At 40.6% G+C, this 16,811-nt stretch carries 21 protein-coding genes; 12 read left to right on the top strand and 9 right to left on the bottom strand.

Features of this window, described 5'->3' with window-relative positions; genetic code table 11:
- Window position 1 precedes the first annotated feature (1 nt).
- Entirely contained in the window at window positions 2-289 is a 288-nt protein-coding gene (locus N745_RS0106635) for an RnfH family protein (protein ID WP_038070660.1), read from the top strand.
- A 15-nt stretch (window positions 290-304) separates the two neighbouring features.
- On the opposite strand, the gene N745_RS0106630 is transcribed toward N745_RS0106635, so the two are convergent.
- Window positions 305-676, bottom strand: coding sequence for an outer membrane protein assembly factor BamE (locus N745_RS0106630; protein WP_024851343.1), 372 nt, complete (start codon window positions 674-676; stop codon window positions 305-307).
- Between the two features lie 81 nt (window positions 677-757).
- On the opposite strand from N745_RS0106630, the gene fur reads away from it, so the two are divergent.
- On the top strand, window positions 758-1,162 hold the full coding sequence (gene fur / locus N745_RS0106625; protein ID WP_024851342.1) for a ferric iron uptake transcriptional regulator: 405 nt from the start codon (window positions 758-760) through the stop codon (window positions 1,160-1,162).
- A gap of 83 nt (window positions 1,163-1,245) precedes the next feature.
- Here the strand turns inward: fur and N745_RS0106620 are convergent, their stop codons facing one another.
- Entirely contained in the window at window positions 1,246-2,163 is a 918-nt protein-coding gene (locus N745_RS0106620; RefSeq protein ID WP_024851341.1) for a sensor domain-containing diguanylate cyclase, read from the bottom strand.
- Between the two features lie 59 nt (window positions 2,164-2,222).
- Entirely contained in the window at window positions 2,223-3,893 is a 1,671-nt protein-coding gene (gene ettA, locus N745_RS0106615; RefSeq protein ID WP_024851340.1) for an energy-dependent translational throttle protein EttA, read from the bottom strand.
- Between the two features lie 222 nt (window positions 3,894-4,115).
- Between ettA and glyA the strand changes: the two genes are divergently transcribed.
- The 8 genes from glyA (at window position 4,116) to thiL (ending at window position 11,093) form a co-directional block, all read left to right on the top strand.
- On the top strand, window positions 4,116-5,411 hold the full coding sequence (gene glyA, locus N745_RS0106610) for a serine hydroxymethyltransferase (protein ID WP_024851339.1): 1,296 nt from the start codon (window positions 4,116-4,118) through the stop codon (window positions 5,409-5,411).
- 17 nt (window positions 5,412-5,428) lie between these two features.
- A complete protein-coding gene (gene nrdR / locus N745_RS0106605) occupies window positions 5,429-5,893 on the top strand; it encodes a transcriptional regulator NrdR (protein WP_024851338.1) in 465 nt (154 codons plus the stop codon).
- A 21-nt stretch (window positions 5,894-5,914) separates the two neighbouring features.
- Window positions 5,915-7,054 carry a bifunctional diaminohydroxyphosphoribosylaminopyrimidine deaminase/5-amino-6-(5-phosphoribosylamino)uracil reductase RibD gene (gene ribD / locus N745_RS0106600; protein WP_024851337.1) on the top strand — a complete coding sequence of 380 codons (1,140 nt, stop codon included), beginning with the start codon at window positions 5,915-5,917 and terminating at the stop codon, window positions 7,052-7,054.
- Between the two features lie 9 nt (window positions 7,055-7,063).
- Window positions 7,064-7,714: a riboflavin synthase gene (locus N745_RS0106595; protein WP_024851336.1), complete on the top strand. Its 651-nt coding sequence runs from the start codon at window positions 7,064-7,066 to the stop codon at window positions 7,712-7,714.
- A 48-nt stretch (window positions 7,715-7,762) separates the two neighbouring features.
- On the top strand, window positions 7,763-8,878 hold the full coding sequence (gene ribBA, locus N745_RS0106590; RefSeq protein WP_024851335.1) for a bifunctional 3,4-dihydroxy-2-butanone-4-phosphate synthase/GTP cyclohydrolase II: 1,116 nt from the start codon (window positions 7,763-7,765) through the stop codon (window positions 8,876-8,878).
- Window positions 8,879-9,022: 144 nt separating this feature from the next.
- A complete protein-coding gene (gene ribH, locus N745_RS0106585; RefSeq protein WP_024851334.1) occupies window positions 9,023-9,484 on the top strand; it encodes a 6,7-dimethyl-8-ribityllumazine synthase in 462 nt (153 codons plus the stop codon).
- A 14-nt stretch (window positions 9,485-9,498) separates the two neighbouring features.
- Complete coding sequence (nusB, locus tag N745_RS0106580) at window positions 9,499-9,996, top strand: transcription antitermination factor NusB (RefSeq protein ID WP_024851333.1); 498 nt, start codon at window positions 9,499-9,501, stop codon at window positions 9,994-9,996.
- Between the two features lie 95 nt (window positions 9,997-10,091).
- Window positions 10,092-11,093 carry a thiamine-phosphate kinase gene (gene thiL / locus N745_RS0106575; RefSeq protein WP_024851332.1) on the top strand — a complete coding sequence of 334 codons (1,002 nt, stop codon included), beginning with the start codon at window positions 10,092-10,094 and terminating at the stop codon, window positions 11,091-11,093.
- 16 nt (window positions 11,094-11,109) lie between these two features.
- Here thiL and N745_RS0106570 read toward each other — a convergent pair whose 3' ends face one another.
- On the bottom strand, window positions 11,110-12,177 hold the full coding sequence (locus N745_RS0106570; protein WP_024851331.1) for a 3-deoxy-7-phosphoheptulonate synthase: 1,068 nt from the start codon (window positions 12,175-12,177) through the stop codon (window positions 11,110-11,112).
- Window positions 12,178-12,436: 259 nt separating this feature from the next.
- Here N745_RS0106570 and N745_RS0106560 point away from each other — a divergent pair, with 259 nt between their 5' ends.
- Window positions 12,437-12,733, top strand: a complete 297-nt coding sequence (locus N745_RS0106560) for a DUF3579 domain-containing protein (protein WP_024851330.1) — start codon at window positions 12,437-12,439, stop codon at window positions 12,731-12,733.
- A 48-nt stretch (window positions 12,734-12,781) separates the two neighbouring features.
- On the opposite strand, the gene N745_RS0106555 is transcribed toward N745_RS0106560, so the two are convergent.
- From N745_RS0106555 to N745_RS0106535, 5 genes are all read right to left on the bottom strand, one after another.
- Window positions 12,782-13,579, bottom strand: a complete 798-nt coding sequence (locus N745_RS0106555; protein ID WP_024851329.1) for a prepilin peptidase — start codon at window positions 13,577-13,579, stop codon at window positions 12,782-12,784.
- An 8-nt stretch (window positions 13,580-13,587) separates the two neighbouring features.
- The gene (locus N745_RS0106550; RefSeq protein WP_024851328.1) at window positions 13,588-13,878 is read right to left on the bottom strand and encodes an STAS domain-containing protein; all 291 of its coding nucleotides are present in this window, start codon (window positions 13,876-13,878) and stop codon (window positions 13,588-13,590) included.
- A gap of 25 nt (window positions 13,879-13,903) precedes the next feature.
- Complete coding sequence (gene queD / locus N745_RS0106545; RefSeq protein ID WP_024851327.1) at window positions 13,904-14,293, bottom strand: 6-carboxytetrahydropterin synthase QueD; 390 nt, start codon at window positions 14,291-14,293, stop codon at window positions 13,904-13,906.
- Window positions 14,294-14,379: 86 nt separating this feature from the next.
- Window positions 14,380-15,255: a polyprenyl synthetase family protein gene (locus tag N745_RS0106540; protein WP_024851326.1), complete on the bottom strand. Its 876-nt coding sequence runs from the start codon at window positions 15,253-15,255 to the stop codon at window positions 14,380-14,382.
- Window positions 15,256-15,335: 80 nt separating this feature from the next.
- Complete coding sequence (locus N745_RS0106535) at window positions 15,336-15,938, bottom strand: peroxiredoxin (protein ID WP_024851325.1); 603 nt, start codon at window positions 15,936-15,938, stop codon at window positions 15,336-15,338.
- A 189-nt stretch (window positions 15,939-16,127) separates the two neighbouring features.
- Between N745_RS0106535 and N745_RS0106530 the strand changes: the two genes are divergently transcribed.
- On the top strand, window positions 16,128-16,760 hold the full coding sequence (locus tag N745_RS0106530) for a CBS domain-containing protein (RefSeq protein ID WP_024851324.1): 633 nt from the start codon (window positions 16,128-16,130) through the stop codon (window positions 16,758-16,760).
- Window positions 16,761-16,811 lie beyond the last annotated feature (51 nt).

Here is a 16,811-nt window from a genome sequence, read left to right as displayed (position 1 = left end):
TATGAAAATAGAAGTTGCTTACGCGTTACCGGAAAAACAGTATCTTTTCGCTCAAGAGGTCGAAGAGGGTACAACCGTAGAGCAAGCATTGCAACAATCGAAGCTTCTAAAAGAAGTTCCTAGTCTATCAATTGATAAAGTGGGCATTTTTGCACAACTTGTGACGATGGAAACTGTATTGAAAGATGGCGATAGGATAGAGGTTTATCGTCCACTAAAGGCTGACCCAAGAGATAGACGTAGACAAAAAGTGCAAGAGGAAAGAAGCGAGTCAAAAACTCGCTCTTGAGCTAAATCTGGAGTTTTATCCTTTTTTGGCGGACTTTTTAACAACCTTCCAGTTTTCCAGATAAGCGTCACTATCAAAGTTAACGATAAGGTGTTTTACAGCATCTGGTTGAAATGTTTTATCTGTAGTATAGAAAACATATTCCCAATGTCTTGGGTTGTAAGGATCCTGACCAAGTGGTGGCCCTAGAAGTTGTTGAACTTGCCCCATGGTTAAGCCTGGCTGAAGTAAGTTCATGGCTTCTTGGTTGATAACCGTACCTTGTGTAATTGGCGCTTTGTATGGTTTAAATACTGAGCAGCCACTTAGCACTGAAGCTATTGCACTTACTAGTATGAGCTGACGAAAGGCAGATTTAAAAAGGTTTTTTTTGCAAATGATTCGCATCTTTGTTTATCTTAAAAGTGAATTTCGTTTATTATACCGCTTTAATGAGTGAATTAAATATGATTAAGGTAGATTAGTCTTATGAGTAGTGCAGAGTTAAAAAAAGTTGGGTTAAAAGTTACGCTTCCGCGCTTGAAGGTTTTGGAAATTCTTGAAACACAAAGCGAACAACACCACTTAACTGCTGAAGACGTTTATAAGATATTGATTGAGCAGGGTGAAGAAGTTGGTTTAGCAACGGTTTACCGCGTATTGACTCAGTTTGAACAGGCTGGCATTGTTAGACGTTTAAATTTTGAAAACAATATTTCAGTGTTTGAGTTAGATACTGGAGATAACCACGATCATTTAGTTTGCATTAAGACGGGTAGAGTAAAAGAATTTGTTGACCCGGTCATTGAAGAACGTATTCAAGAAATTGCAAAAGAAAAAGGTTATGAGCTGGCCAGTCACTCTTTGGTAATTTACGGTACTCTGAAAGAATAACTCTTACCTTTTACCTTGAAATAAAAAAGCCCCGTTTTGTGAGAATCAAAACGGGGCTTTTTTGTCTGTAATTAAAGGTGTAATTACATGGTTTTTGTAATTTCCCTTGTCCCTTCTAGTGCTTTAATCGCTTTGTTAACACGTTTAAATAGGATTTGGCTGTTTTCAGTCTCCGCGCGCATCTCAGTGACACCTGCATGACTGGTTAAACAAGTAGTTTCGCCATCATCCAGTTTGATTCTTTGTGCAGAAATGGTTTCTTGTGCAAGTTTGGTGATGCGGAAAGCATCAACTGATTTTACATCAGGTAATACAAACATAAATTGGTCACAGCTTAGGCGGCCAATATATCCAAGATCACCAACCACGTTTTTAATCGCGTGAGAGGCCATTAAAATAGCTTTGTCACCCATTTCGTGTCCAAAAGCATCTGTTATACGCTTGAAACAGTCTAGGTTGATTTTTGCCATGGAAAGAGGGCGGTTGTTTAATTGTGCTTTATTGACTTCTTCATCGACAATGTTAAGGAAGTAATCGCGGTTATATAGATTGGTTAGAGGGTCGTTGGAAGATAAATGTTCGATTTGTTCTTCCATGTGTTTACGGCTGGTGATATTGATTGCAAGCCAGATAACAGCGGGTTGGTCATATACATCAGAGTTTAGTGGGTAAACTCTTGCTTCATACCATTGACCTTCTGAGGCACGTTCTGACTCAATGCCGTCAACTTCCTCATCCGCCAGTTGATATTCAATTTCTTGAAGGTAATTGCTGGCAATCGACTTTCTAACCACTTTGAGAAAACGTTCAGCCATTTTTTCTGGCAGAACATCGTGATATTTTTTACCGATAAGAGGATGAGCGTCTGCATAAAGCGATCGGTCACTTCCACCAATAACATCGAGGTAAGTGCCATCTTGCCCCATTACAAAAATTGGGTCGGGCATAGCATTAGCAATCGCTTCAATGTGCGAATGAATTCGATCAAATTGTTCAGACATAACTTTTTCCTATAAATAAAGTCAGAAAATTAAAAACCATAATGCTAAGTTATTGTGAATTAGCCTTTCATAATGGGCTTGTATTTTATACGGTGTGGCTGGGCTGCGTCAGCACCTTTACGACGTTTTAAGTCTTCTTCATAATCTGAGAAGTTACCCTCAAACCATTCAACGTGTGAATCACCTTCAAAAGCTAGCATGTGCGTAGCGATACGATCCAAGAACCAGCGATCATGCGAAATAACAACTGCACAGCCTGCAAAATCAAGAAGGGCCTCTTCTAGTGCACGTAATGTTTCAACATCTAAGTCATTGGTTGGTTCATCTAAAAGTAACAGGTTACCACCGCTTCTTAAAGTTTTCGCTAGATGTACACGGTTACGTTCACCACCTGATAGCTCGCCAATACGTTTTTGTTGGTCCGTTCCTTTGAAGTTGAAGCGCCCTACATAAGCACGGGCGTTGATTTCGATATTACCAACGGTAAAGATTTCATTACCCTCAGAAATTTCTTCATAAACCGTTTTATTGTCGTCCAAAGCGTCACGACTCTGATCAACGTACGAGAGTTGAACCGTTTCACCGAAATTGATTTCACCGGAATCCGGTTGTTCTTGCCCTGTTAACATTTTGAATAAAGTTGATTTACCTGCACCGTTTGGTCCGATAATGCCGACAATACCACCTTGTGGTAGGTTGAAGGTTAAATCTTCAATTAATAATCTGTCGTCAAAGCTTTTCGTTAAGTCTTTAACCTCAATAACTTTTTCCCCTAATCGCTCAGCAACAGGAATAAAGATTTCTTTGGTTTCATTACGCTTTTGCGACTCTTGGCTGCTTAATTCTTCAAAGCGTGCAAGACGTGCTTTTGATTTTGCGTGACGACCTTTAGCATTAGAACGTACCCACTCCAATTCGTTTTGGATGGTTTTCATTCGAGCGTCTTCTTGTTTGGCTTCTGCTTCTAGGCGTTTTTCTTTTTGCTCAAGCCAAGAAGAGTAGTTGCCTTGGTAAGGGATACCTTGACCACGGTCTAGCTCTAGAATCCATTCAGCAGCGTTATCAAGGAAGTAACGGTCATGCGTGATAGCGACAACAGTACCGCTGAACTCAAGCAAGAAGCGTTCAAGCCATGCAATAGATTCGGCATCCAAGTGGTTAGTCGGTTCATCAAGCAAAAGCATGTCTGGCTTTTCAAGCAGTAGCTTACAAAGTGCTACACGACGACGTTCACCACCAGAAAGTTTGGTGACATCTGCATCCCAAGGCGGTAAGCGCAGGGCATCAGCAGCAATTTCCAAGTGGCGGTCTAGGTTGTGTCCATCCATGGCTTGGATCAAGTCTTCGACTTCTGCTTGTTTTTTGGCAAGCGCATCAAAGTCTGCATCTGGCTCAGCATAGGCTGCATAAATTTGATCTAACTGTGCTAAAGCGTCTTTGACTTCTTTTACAGCTTCTTCGACATTACCACGAACATCTTTTGTAGGATCAAGTTGTGGCTCTTGAGGAAGATAGCCAACCTTAATACCTGGCTGAGGTCTAGCCTCACCAACGATGTCGGTATCGATACCCGCCATAATTCTTAAAAGCGTGGATTTACCAGCACCATTTAACCCGAGTACACCAATCTTGGCGCCTGGGAAGAAAGAAAGGGAGATATCTTTTAAGATATATTTTGAAGGTGGAACCACTTTTCCAACGCGGTTCATGGTGTAGACAAATTGTGCCATTGCTAACTCTTGTTTTTACGTGCCATAAATTTATCGGTAACTGTACCGAAAATCATCTATTTAATAAAGTATAAAGAAAATATCAGACTGAATTATAGAAGTAAATATAGGGGAATAGGAAATTGGTTTTCATTCCGAGTGCATAAAAGTAGTTTCAGGCGGTGATAATTGGTAAAATTCTCCTTTATTTTAAAAAGTTAATCTTAGTGTGGAGAAAACAGCATGTTTGATAAGTCAATGACGATTGCAGGTTACGATGATGTATTGGCAGATGCAATCAAATCAGAAGCGCAACGTCAGGAAGATCATATTGAGTTGATCGCGTCAGAAAACTACACCAGTCCAAGAGTGATGGAAGCGCAAGGCAGCGTTTTGACGAACAAATATGCTGAAGGTTATCCAGGAAAACGCTATTACGGTGGTTGTGAGTATGTTGATGTTGTTGAACAGTTAGCCATCGATAGAGCAAAAGAATTGTTTGGTGCTGACTATGCAAACGTTCAACCTCACTCTGGTTCACAAGCGAATGCACCTGTTTATATGGCGTTGTTGGAACCAGGCGACACGGTTTTGGGAATGAGTTTGGCACATGGTGGTCACTTAACGCATGGTTCTCACGTAAGTTTCTCTGGAAAAATTTATCATGCGGTGCAGTATGGTTTGAATCCAGAAACAGGAGTTATCGACTATGAAGAAGTTGAGCGTTTGGCACAAGAGCATAAACCAAAAATGATCATTGCCGGTTTTTCTGCGTACTCTCAAGTAGTTGATTGGCAGCGTTTTAGAGATATTGCGGATGCAGTGGGTGCTTATTTGATGGTCGATATGGCGCACGTTGCTGGTTTGGTTGCGGTTGGTGAGTACCCTAATCCGGTACAAATCGCTGATGTTACGACAACAACGACACATAAAACATTGCGTGGTCCTCGTTCAGGTTTGATCTTAGCTAAAGCTAACCCAGAGATTGAAAAGAAACTTAACTCTGCAATTTTCCCTGGTGCTCAGGGTGGTCCTTTGATGCATGTCATTGCGGCTAAAGCGGTTGCGTTCAAAGAAGCGATGGAACCAGAATTCAAAACCTACATTCAAAACGTAAAAACCAACGCTAAAGCAATGGCGAAAGTATTTATGGACCGTGGTTACGATGTTGTTTCTAAAGGAACTGAAAACCATTTGTTCCTTGTAAGTTTCATTGAGCAAGGTTTAACAGGTAAGTTGGTGGATGCAGCGTTGGATTCCGCACATATCACTGTAAATAAAAACTCTGTACCAAATGACCCTATGTCTCCATTTGTAACAAGTGGTATCCGTGTTGGTACAGCAGCATCAACAACTCGTGGTTTTACTGAAGAAGATTCTATTAATCTTGCGAACTGGATGTGTGACGTGATTGATTCTTGTAATCAAGAAGCCGGTACATGGGATGAAGCAGTAGTGGATCAAGTTCGTCAAAAAGTAGAAACGCTTTGTGCTAAACGTCCTGTTTACACGAATGCAACTGACTTTATGCAGTTATAAAAAAGTATTGTTGATTTATGCAATGTCCTTTTTGTAATGCGCCTGATACGCGTGTAATCGATTCTCGCCTGGCAACTGAAGGTGCGCAGGTGAGACGTCGTCGCGAATGTATTCAGTGTCTTGAACGTTTTACCACTTATGAAACAGCAGAATTGACATTGCCTAGAGTGATTAAATCTGATGGCAATCGTGAACGTTTTAATGAAGATAAAATTCGTAGTGGTTTGATTAAAGCACTTGAAAAACGTCCAGTTGAAAGTGAAGCGATTGATCAAGTAGCCAATAAAATCACCAAACAATTGATGGCAGAAGGGGTTAAAGAAATCCCTTCATCACAAATTGGTCAATTGGTGATGGATGCGTTAAGTGAAATAGATCAAGTAGCTTATGTCCGTTTTGCTTCTGTTTATCGCTCGTTTCAAGATGTGAATGCCTTTAGAGAAGAGATTGAAAAGTTGGTTAAGGCAACCACTTCCAAATAGTATTTTTAAATGAGGTGATGGGTGACGTTTTCTGATTTTGATATTGAAATGATGCGTCATGCAATTGCTTTGGCTGAAAAAGGTATCTATTCAACCAAACCGAATCCTGCGGTAGGTTGTGTCATTACTCAAGAAAATCGTATTATTGCGACAGGTTGGCATCAAAAAGCTGGGCAACCTCATGCTGAGCGTGTTGCTTTGGCACAAGCTGAAGAGCCTGTTGAAGATGCAACAGTCTATGTGACATTAGAGCCTTGTTCTCATTTTGGGAAAACACCGCCATGCGCTGATGCTTTGGTTGACGCTAAAGTGTCTAGGGTTGTGGTGGCAATGCAAGACCCAAACCCACAAGTCAGTGGACAGGGTATCGAGCGCTTAAGGCTGGCTGGCATCAAAGTTGATGTAGGGCTATTGCAGTTCGAAGCTGAACAGTTGAATGAAGGGTTTATTTACACTATGACAAAAGCGCGTCCTTATGTTCGTTTAAAGATTGCCAGTAGCCTTGATGGACGAACGGCAATGAGTGATGGTGAAAGCCAATGGATTACCGGTGATGAGGCTAGGCTTGAAGTCCATAAAATGAGGGCAAGACATGGTGCTGTCATTACGGGTATAGGGACGGTTCTTGCTGATGATCCAAGCCTCAATGTTCGTTTGGATGAAGCTGTACTGAAAGATATGAACTTGAATGAGGAAGAAGCTAACCCCATTCGAGTGGTATTGGATGCCAATCTGAGCATGCCTTTGGATGCGAAGATGTTATCTCTAAACGGTAAAACGCTTTTGATGACATCCAAGCAAACAGCCGATCAAAATCCGGTATTGGTAGAGAAAATCTACCAGGCTGGGGGTGAGGTCGTAGCCGTTTCGGCAGAGGAAGATCGTTTGGATATTGAATCTGTATTGCAATATTTGTATGAAGTTGAGCAGGTTCGAGATGTCATGGTTGAGGCTGGAGCAGTCGTTGCCGGTGCTTTTATTGAATCTGGGTTTGTTAATGAGATTCATGCCTTTATGGCACCTGTTTTAATGGGAAATCATGCGAAACCGATGTTTGCTTTACCAAACGTGCAAAGCATGTCGGATAAAGTGTGCTTTGATTTTGATTCTGTTAAGCGAATCGGCAAAGATTTGCACTTGGTACTCAAACCTTCAAACTAGGAGAAGACCATGTTTACTGGCATTATTGAATCGATTGGTTCTATTTCCAAAATCGAATCTGTAAACGGCGATGCTCGTTTTACAATTGATACAGGAAAACTGGATTTATCTGATGTGAAAATTGGCGACAGTATCGCTTGTAATGGTGTTTGTTTAACGGCGATAGAGTTGGGTTCTCAGTCTTATGTTGCAGACGTTTCCGGTGAAACTCTGAGTGTTACGACTTTAGGTGGTTTGTCGTTAGGTTCTTCTGTTAACTTGGAAAAAGCGTTGCGTTTACAAGATCGTTTAGGTGGGCATTTGGTAAGCGGTCATGTGGATGGTGTGGGTGAGATTATATCTATCCAGCAAGATGCACGTTCATGGCGCTATCAGATTCAAGCCCCCATTGCATTGGCGAAATATATCGCAGCCAAAGGCTCTATTTGTTTAAATGGTATTAGTTTGACGGTTAATAAAGTGGATGGTGTGAATTTTGATATTAATATCGTGCCTCATACTCGTCAGGAAACAACGATTAAGGATTTACAGATTGGCTCCAAGGTCAACCTTGAAGTGGATTTACTGGCACGATATTTAGAAAGAATGCTGAGTGCGCCGCAGGATGAAACGCAAAGCAGTGTGACCAAAGAGCTTTTAGCTGAAAACGGTTTTCTTTAACCAGTATTTTCAGAAAAGCTTGTTATAGTAATTTTAAAGAGCGAAAACATGCAGTTAAATACAATCGAAGAACTTATTGAAGATTACAAGCAAGGCAAGATGATTATCCTCATGGATGATGAAGACCGTGAGAATGAAGGTGATTTAATGATGCCTGCCAGTGCGGTGACTGCTGATGATATCAACTTTATGGCGAAGTTTGGTCGAGGACTGATTTGTTTAACGCTTACCAAAGAGCGTTGCTTGCAGCTGCATTTGCCATTGATGACTCGCAACAACCAAGATTCTTTAGGCACAAATTTTACCGTTTCTATTGAAGCGGCTAAAGATGTAACAACTGGTATTTCGGCTGCAGATAGAGCAACCACTATTCATGCAGCGGTTAAAGAAGATGCCTTACCAAGTGATATTGTTACGCCGGGTCATGTTTTTCCTATTATGGCGCGTGCTGGCGGGGTATTGGAAAGAGCTGGGCATACTGAATCTGGATGTGATTTGGCGGCAATGGCTGGTTTTGAGCCTGCTTCTGTTATCGTTGAGATCATGAATGAAGATGGCACCATGGCTCGTCGTGATGACTTGGAAAAGTTTGCGGTTGAGCACGACATTAAACTTGGAACAGTTGCGGACTTAATTCAGTATCGACTGAAAAACGAAAAAACCATTGAACGTGTGTCGCAATGCCATTTACCAACAGAATTTGGTGATTTTACGTTAATCGGTTATGAAGATGCATTAGATCACAGAGCACATTTTGCGCTAACTTTTGGTGATATCTCTTCTGAAGAGCCTATTCCTGTGAGAGTTCATATGGCTGATACCTTATGTGATTTGTTCTCTGCAAAACGTGAAGATTGTACTTGGTCATTGCGAGCGGCAATGAAACAGATTGTTTCAGAAGGTAAAGGTGTTATTGTTGTGCTCAGAAAGCATGAAGAAGGCACTGAATTACTGGATAAAATTCAGCAGTTCCAAATGAAAGACAGAGGCATTAACCAGCCGGAAGCAAAGGTTGAAGATGATGCTAAGACTTATGGTTTGGGAGCGCAGATTCTTTCGGATTTAGGTTTAACGAAGTTGCAGGTTATTGGCTCAGCATGGCGTATGAACGCACTAAGTGGGTTTGGCCTGGAAATTGTTGGTCACCTTGACAAGAAAGTTTAAGTGAACCGCTCTTAAAGTCGATAACAAGAAAAAATTGAAGATTTCTTTTGAGGTAGCGTTAAAATAAGCGACTATTCAAGAAGTCGTTTATTAGTAGTTAGTTACTAAGACGAAATTAAGATACAAAAATATAAAGGAAAAACTATGAAAACAGTTGAAGGCCACTTGACGGCTCAGGGTTTAAAAATCGGCTTGGTAGTAGGGCGTTTTAACAGTTTTATCGTAGATAGTTTAGTGAAAGGCGCGGTAGATACAATTATCAGACATGGTGGTTCTGAAGATAATATCGACCAAGTGCTGGTTCCTGGCGCATTTGAAATTCCTGTCGTTGCTAAGAAAATGGCTGAATCTGGTAAGTATGATGCGATTGTTGCTTTAGGTGCAGTTATTCGCGGTGGAACACCTCATTTTGACTATGTTGCTGGTGAATGTGTTAAGGGTTTGGGTGTTGTATCTTTGCAAACAGGTACGCCGGTATCTTTTGGCGTCTTAACCGTTGATACCATTGAACAAGCGATTGAACGTGCTGGAACGAAAGCAGGTAATAAAGGTGAAGAGTGTACTCTTGCAGCGATTGAAACCGCTAATGTTTTAAAACAATTGTAAGACTGCCAACATATATGAATATTTCCAATTTTAAACCGGGTCAAGGTGAAGAAATCGCTGAAGACGAGTCTAAACTAACGCCACGTTCATTATCGAGAGCGGTTGCGCTTCAGGCGCTTTATCAATGGCAGCTGAATACTTCTGACTTGACAGATATTATGAAGCAGTTCAATGAAGAGGGGCGTTTGACCGGAATCGATGTTCCACTATTTCAAGATATTGTTCACACCGTTGTAAGTGAAGTGGATGAGTATGATGCACTTTACGGACAGTTTCTGGATCGAAGTGTTGCGATGATTGACCCTGTTGAAAAAATCATTTTACGTATTGGGGTTTATGAGTTGAAGCATAAACCTGAAATTCCATACAAAGTGATATTGAATGAAGCGGTAGAACTGGCTAAACGTTTTGGTGCCGAAGACAGTCATAAATACATTAATGGTATTTTGGATAAAGCGGCTCAAGAGCTGCGTTCTCTTGAAGTTTCAGCCTTGAGCAATACATCTTCTTAGTATCAGTTGTGTTTCCGTAGCCGTTTCTTAAAATGGTTTACGGGAAACTTTCTCAATCCACTCTCTTAAAAATCAACCTTGTCATCCGGTAATCTATGTCAGAGTTTTCAATCATTGATGAATTCTTTAAACCGCTAGGAAAGTTTGGGAGCTTGTTGCACCCTAGTTCTGCGGATATTGGCATTGGTGATGATGGTGCAGTCATGACCTGTCCAAAAGGCATGCAGCTTGTTATTGTTACAGATACTTTAGTTGAAGGTGTTCATTTTCCTCTAGAAACACAGCCTTATGATATTGCTTGGAAGGCGCTGGCTGTTAACCTTAGTGATTTGGCTGCAATGGGCGCACAACCTGCATTTTATTCGCTTGGACTCAGTTTGCCACAATCCTGCGCAAATGAAGCATTCTTATCCAGCTTTTCGAAGGGCTTAAAAGGTTTATCATCTATTTTTGATGTTCCATTGGTTGGTGGTGATACGACTAAAAGTGATCGTTTAACTTTAACAGTTACAGCCCATGGCTGGGTTGAACCCTCTCATGTTCTTCGTCGAAGTAATGCTAGTGTTGGTGATAAAATTTATGTCACAGGAAAGATTGGTGATGGCGCTCTGGCTTTACAAGCAGTTTTGGGTAATTACCCTGTTTCCGGGGTAGATGATCTTGTTTTTGAAAAGTTCTACCGTCCTATGCCTCGTGTTGAGTTAGGGTTAGAATTAAAAAAGGTAGCAAATGCCGCGATAGATATTTCAGATGGCTTGGTTGCTGACCTAAGCCACTTACTGGATTCATCTAATGTAAGTGCTGAAATTGACTATAAACGCATTCCGTTTTCATCTTCAGTGGAGAAGTACATTGGGGTAACCGGAGATGCATGGTTGCCGATAACAGGTGGCGATGATTATGAATTGTGTTTTACCTTATCAGATGCCGAGGCTACTATTTTGGAAGATAAGGCTAAATCTGGGTTATTAGGTGTCTCGATAAGTTGTATTGGAAAAGTGATCGAGAAGCAAGAGCAACCTGTAGTCTGGTTGAATAGACCTTTGGCGGATAAGGAATGCTCAGAACCTTTAGTTAAAGGCTATGAGCATTTCTAAGTAAAAAGGAGTGGTTTTAACCGTTTACTTTTCTGCGGTTTCTAACGCCTTCCGCCAGCAGTTCTAGTGCAGTGATGCTGTCATCCCAGCCAATACAAGCGTCTGTAATACTTTGACCATAGGTTAGTGCTTTGCCTTCAACAACGTCTTGACGACCTTCTTCTATATGACTTTCAATCATGGCTCCCATGATATTAGCTTCGCCAGCAGAAAGTTGATCTCTTATGGACTCAGCAACGACTAATTGATTTTTATGCTGTTTACTACTGTTAGCATGGCTACAGTCAACCATTAGTCGGCTTTGTACGTGAGCGCTTTCTAAAGCTTGAACGGCTTCGGCAACATGAGGCGCATCATAATTTGGACCATCATTGCCACCTCTTAAGATGACATGACAGTCTGGATTTCCAGTTGTTGAAAAAATTGCAGAATGACCTTGTTTCGTAAGAGATAAGAAAATATGGGGATTGTTTGCTGCACGAATAGCGTCTACGGCAATTTTAAAACCACCATCAGTACCATTTTTAAATCCAATAGGGCAAGAAATCCCTGATGCAAGTTCTCGGTGACCTTGGCTTTCGGTTGTGCGGGCACCAATAGCTCCCCATGAAATCAAGTCAGCAACATACTGTGGAGAGATTAAATCCAAAAACTCCGTAGCACTTGGTACGCCTGAACTGTTAATGTCGAGTAATAGTGAACGAGCAAGCTCCAAGCCCCTATTGATTTCGAAAGACTCATCTAGGCTAGGGTCGTTGATTAGACCTTTCCAACCAACGGTTGTACGAGGTTTTTCAAAATAGACTCGCATAACAATAAGTAAATCATCAGCATGTTTATCAATTAATGCTTTAAGGCGTTTGGCATAATCACGTGCTGCTTGTGGATCATGTATCGAGCAAGGGCCAATAACGACTAACATTCGGTCGTCATCACCATTCAAAATCTTTTTGATGGCTTCACGTGTACGATAGACCGTTTGAGCAGCAGCCTCTGAAATGGGGTATTTTTCATGTAACTTTTCTGGGGCGCTTACTTCTGTGATGGCTTTGATACGCAGGTCATCTGTTTGAAAATGGCTCATTTCGGTTTTCTCGTTAACTTTTCTATCGTACGTGTCTAAAAAGACGGATATTATGCCATTATTTGTCGGTTTTATGGGGTTAAAAATATTTGAATTTATTATTTTAATCAAAGATCTTGATGGATTCCCCTTGAATTTAGCGGTCATCGTGCAAAAGTCTGATTTATTCGTAGAGATTAGTGTGCTAAAATTCGCGACTAGTTTTAGAAATCGTACATAAGTGGTTTCTGTTGTTCGCTGGACAGTAAGTGGGAGATTTATGGTTCACTGTCGTTACATCATTGAAGGTTATACCGAAGACGGTAGAAAGTTTCGGCCAAGCGATTGGATTGATCGCATCGCTTCTATGATGGCTTCCTACGGTACTTCTCATCGTCTTGTCTTTTCTGACTTACTTCATCCTGAACTTTATCAAGGCCAAAAGTGTCTTATTATCGATACGCAACTTGAAGAAGTGAATCCAGGGATGTTCGAATACGTCATGGATTTTGCTAAAAATAATAATCTTAAAATGACGCAAGTTTGTGAAGATATGGAGTCTGGGTTAGGAAGCTAACTCAGTCTTTGTAACATCTCTCAGTTTAATCTCTTTGAGTTTATTGTCTTACATTAAAGACACTATAAACATATCTCCTAACAATAAAGTCAAAAGACCGCCTACTGCTAGAAAAGGGCCGAATGCTACGGGTTCTTGTAGATTACGTTTCTTAAATAAGCTTAAAGCAAGAACCGTGATTAAACTACTCAAAGAAGCAATTAAGATGATTTGCGGTATGGCATTAATACCAAACCAAGCCCCTAGAGCGGCTAATAATTTAAAATCTCCAAATCCCATGCCTTCTTTCCCTGTTAGAAATTTAAAGAGATAGAAGAGTGTCCACAATAGCAGATAACCTACAACCGCTCCCCAGATAGCTTCGTTAGGTGAGACAAAGTAGGATTGAGTGTTAATTATCAAGCCGAGCCATAAAAGCGGTAGGCTGAGAATGTCTAGAATCAATTGATGTTCAAGATCGATAACCGTAATAGCGATTAATACCCAAGTAAATATCAGTGCCATCCAGCCTTTTGAATCTAAGCCAAAATGTGAAGCTACCAACCAGGTTAAAAACATGGTTGTGAGCTCAATAAGTGGATAGCGAGCGGAAATTGGCTGTTGGCAGCTATGGCATCGTCCTTTAAAGGCAAGCCAGCTAAAAATAGGAATGAGTTCTTTCCATGAAAGAGGTGTTTGGCATTTCGGACATTCTGAACGGGAAAAAGAGATATGTTTGAGTTGGGTTTCACCTTCCCACTCCATCATACGAGGCAAACGCCAAGTTAGCATTGAGATAAAGCTGCCGAGTAACAGACCAAAAAAGGTAATTAGTAGCAGTTGGGCAGTTGGTGAAATCTCAAGCATTCAGTGAATTAGGTGATTTTGAAAAGTTTGTCGAAGTTCACGACTTCAAAAATTTTCAGTATATGTTCTGAAGCGGAATGTAAGATGATCTGGTCTGCATCTTCACCCAATTGAGACCGCAGCTGAAGTAGCATGCCTAATCCACCGCTATCAATGTGAGTAGCATTTGAAAAATCGATCACGATTTGATCAAAATTGCTGATCTGATGTGCGGCCTGAAACGCATTAAAATCATCTATGCTGAAGTTATCAATCACGTGTATCCATAGGGATTGATCTTTAAGTTCATGTGTAATCATAATGTGAACTCTATCTCTTTAAACTTCAGTTAACTGAAGGTTCGCTGTAAATAACGCAGTTGCGATCATTTTCCCAAACAGTAATCTGATGCATGTTGACGCTAGGGGATTCGATGCGTTGCTGGATTTGTCTAAATAAATACTGTGCGATATTTTCTGCGGTTGGATTGACAGTTTTGAAGTGCTCAATATCATTCAAAAATTTGTGATCTAATTCTGCCACAACTTCTTTAGCATGCTTTTTAATCTGTTTGAAGTCAATCACCATGCCAATGTCATTAAGTTGTTGGCCGATGATTTCAACTTCGATTTTCCAGTTATGGCCATGCAAGTTTGCACAGTCGCCAGGATAACCTCTTAGGCTATGCGCAGATGCAAAATCCAATAAAGTTTTTAGAACAAACTGTTGTGCCATTATTTAGCCGAATATGTTGATGAAAATAATGAGGAATTATAGCAAATATACTAAACGGGGCATACTCTTTAAGGGTGGGTTTGTTATTAGTGACTACGATCAGCAATATAATCGACCAATTCCGTTAAAAATTGATTATTTAATTTCATATTTATGAGGAGTGCTTTGGCATCTGAAATAAGCTGGTTTCGTAATGTTTTGGATTCACTTAGCCCCATGAGTTTCGGGTAAGTTGCTTTGTCGGTATCTAAGTCACTTCCCTGAGGTTTTCCTAACGTTTCAGTGTTAGATTCAATATCGAGAATATCATCTTGAATCTGGAATGCCAGTCCAATTTTAGCACCAAAATCTACCAGGCTGGGTTTGAGTGTCTCGTAGTCTTTAGATTGACAAGCGCCAAGTAGCAAAGCGGCTTGAATCAGTGCACCGGTTTTCATCTTGTGCATTTGTTGTAGAGATGAAAGCGAGGGCGTTTTTCCTTCAGATTCTATATCGATAAATTGGCCACCAATCATACCTTCAGTTCCCGAGGCATGGCAGAGCATTTGAATCATTTGAATTTTATGATGACTTGAAACAAAAGTGTCTTTCGCTATGCAGTCAAAAGCTAATGTTTGTTGTGCATCTCCCACCAAAATTGCAGTTGATTCTCCAAATTTCACGTGACAGGTTGGTTGGCCACGACGTAGATCATCATCATCCATTGCTGGCAGATCGTCGTGAACGAGAGAGTAACTATGAATAAGTTCTATGGCAGCAGCAGCAGAATCAAGTTTCTCTAAAGGAATTTTGAGAGCTTCCCCTGTGGCATAAACCAGAGCAGGTCTTAGACGTTTACCATTGTTAAGTGTGGCGTAATGGATAGCTTTAGTGAGCTTTAAGGGTTCAGGTTGATACTCTTGTAAAAAAGTTTCCAGTTTGTTGCAAACCCTTTGTTGATAAAGAGTTAATTGATTTTTCATCTGTTTAAAACTCAAGAGTAAAGTGGATAAATAAAAAAGGCTGTCATTGAGACAGCCTTTTGCAGTTTTTAAAACCTAAATTACAGTTTGTCTGCATTTTTAGATAGGTAATCAGCAACACCTTCTGGGGTATCTTTCATACCTGAATCGCCTTTGTTCCAGCCAGCTGGGCAAACTTCACCGTACTCTTCATGGAATTGAAGGGCTTCAACCATGCGAACCAACTCATCAACGTTACGGCCCAATGGAAGGTCGTTAACCACTTGGTGACGAACAATACCTTGGTCATCAACTAAGAAAGCACCACGAAGCGCTACGTTGCCAGGGTGAACAATACCGTAAGCTTCCATGATAGAACCACCAAGGTCAGCAACTAGTGGGAATTTAACTTTACCCAAGCCGCCTTGTTCAATAGGGGTGTTACGCCAAGCGTTATGCGTGAATTGTGAGTCAACGGAAATACCGACAACTTCTGTGTTCAAAGCTTTGAAAGTATCAACACGGTGGTCGAATGCCAAAATTTCAGATGGGCAAACGAAAGTGAAATCTAGTGGGTAGAAGAAAACAATCGCATACTTACCCTTAATATGAGTTTTCAGGTTGAAATCATCAACAATCGTACCGTCGGCTAAAACAGCCGCTGATGTAAAGTCTGGAGCAGCTTTTGTTACTAATACTGACATAACGTATTTCCTTATAGTTGTTAAACTTAATCTGCAATAGTATAGTCATTTAAGTTGATATTGAAAGTCGTATTTTATGGGTTTTTAATGATAAAAGTCCTTATAAAACTTCAGGCTATTTAGGTGTTTTTCTTTAGAAAACATTGAGTTGGTCGATATTTTAAACGGTTTGCTTCTTAAGGTAAGGTTATGTTTATTGTTTACAGTCCAGAAGGTCAGAGTTATATTGGCGCGGCTCAAGTTCATCCAGAATTAAAAGTAGATCCAGTAGCTAGAGTGTCTCCTGTGTCAGACTCTGAGTTTGAAGAAATGCACATGAGCCCGGAAGAATCGGAAAAAAACAAAAAATCTCATGAAGCTATTCATCAATATCAAACCGTAAAAGAGGGGGATGCTCGGCATGTCGTTGCCCGAGTCGGGGAAATAATGTCTTCCCCAGTTTTCATTATTGCTGAATCTGACAGTTTGTTGGATGCATGGGAGTTAATGACACAACACAATATTCATCATTTACCTGTATTAAACGATGCAGAAGTGTTGGTTGGAATGATTTCTTATCATGAAATTTTACAGAGAGCTATTGTAAGTCATGACGGACAGATTGAAGAAATTCGGCAAGAAACGGTTGCACAATGGATGCATAAAGAAGTTATTACAACTCTTAAAAAAACAGATATCCGAAAAGTAGCTCAGGTGATGGCTCAATATCAAATTGGTAGTGTGGTTATTATGAGTGAAGAAAAGCAACTGCTAGGTATAGTGACGCTTTCAGATTTGGTTAAACGTTTGGCAGAAGAGCCACCATTAACTGTTTATGCATAAAAAAGCCGCATAACTTTAGAGAAAATTAAGCGGCTTTATTAAAAGCTATTT

Origin of the sequence: Hydrogenovibrio kuenenii DSM 12350 (genome assembly GCF_000526715.1) — a bacterium.
Taxonomy (GTDB): Bacteria; Pseudomonadota; Gammaproteobacteria; order Thiomicrospirales; family Thiomicrospiraceae; genus Hydrogenovibrio; species Hydrogenovibrio kuenenii.
Note: the sequence above shows the minus strand (reverse complement) of the source record. Positions and strands in the feature narration are given on the sequence as shown.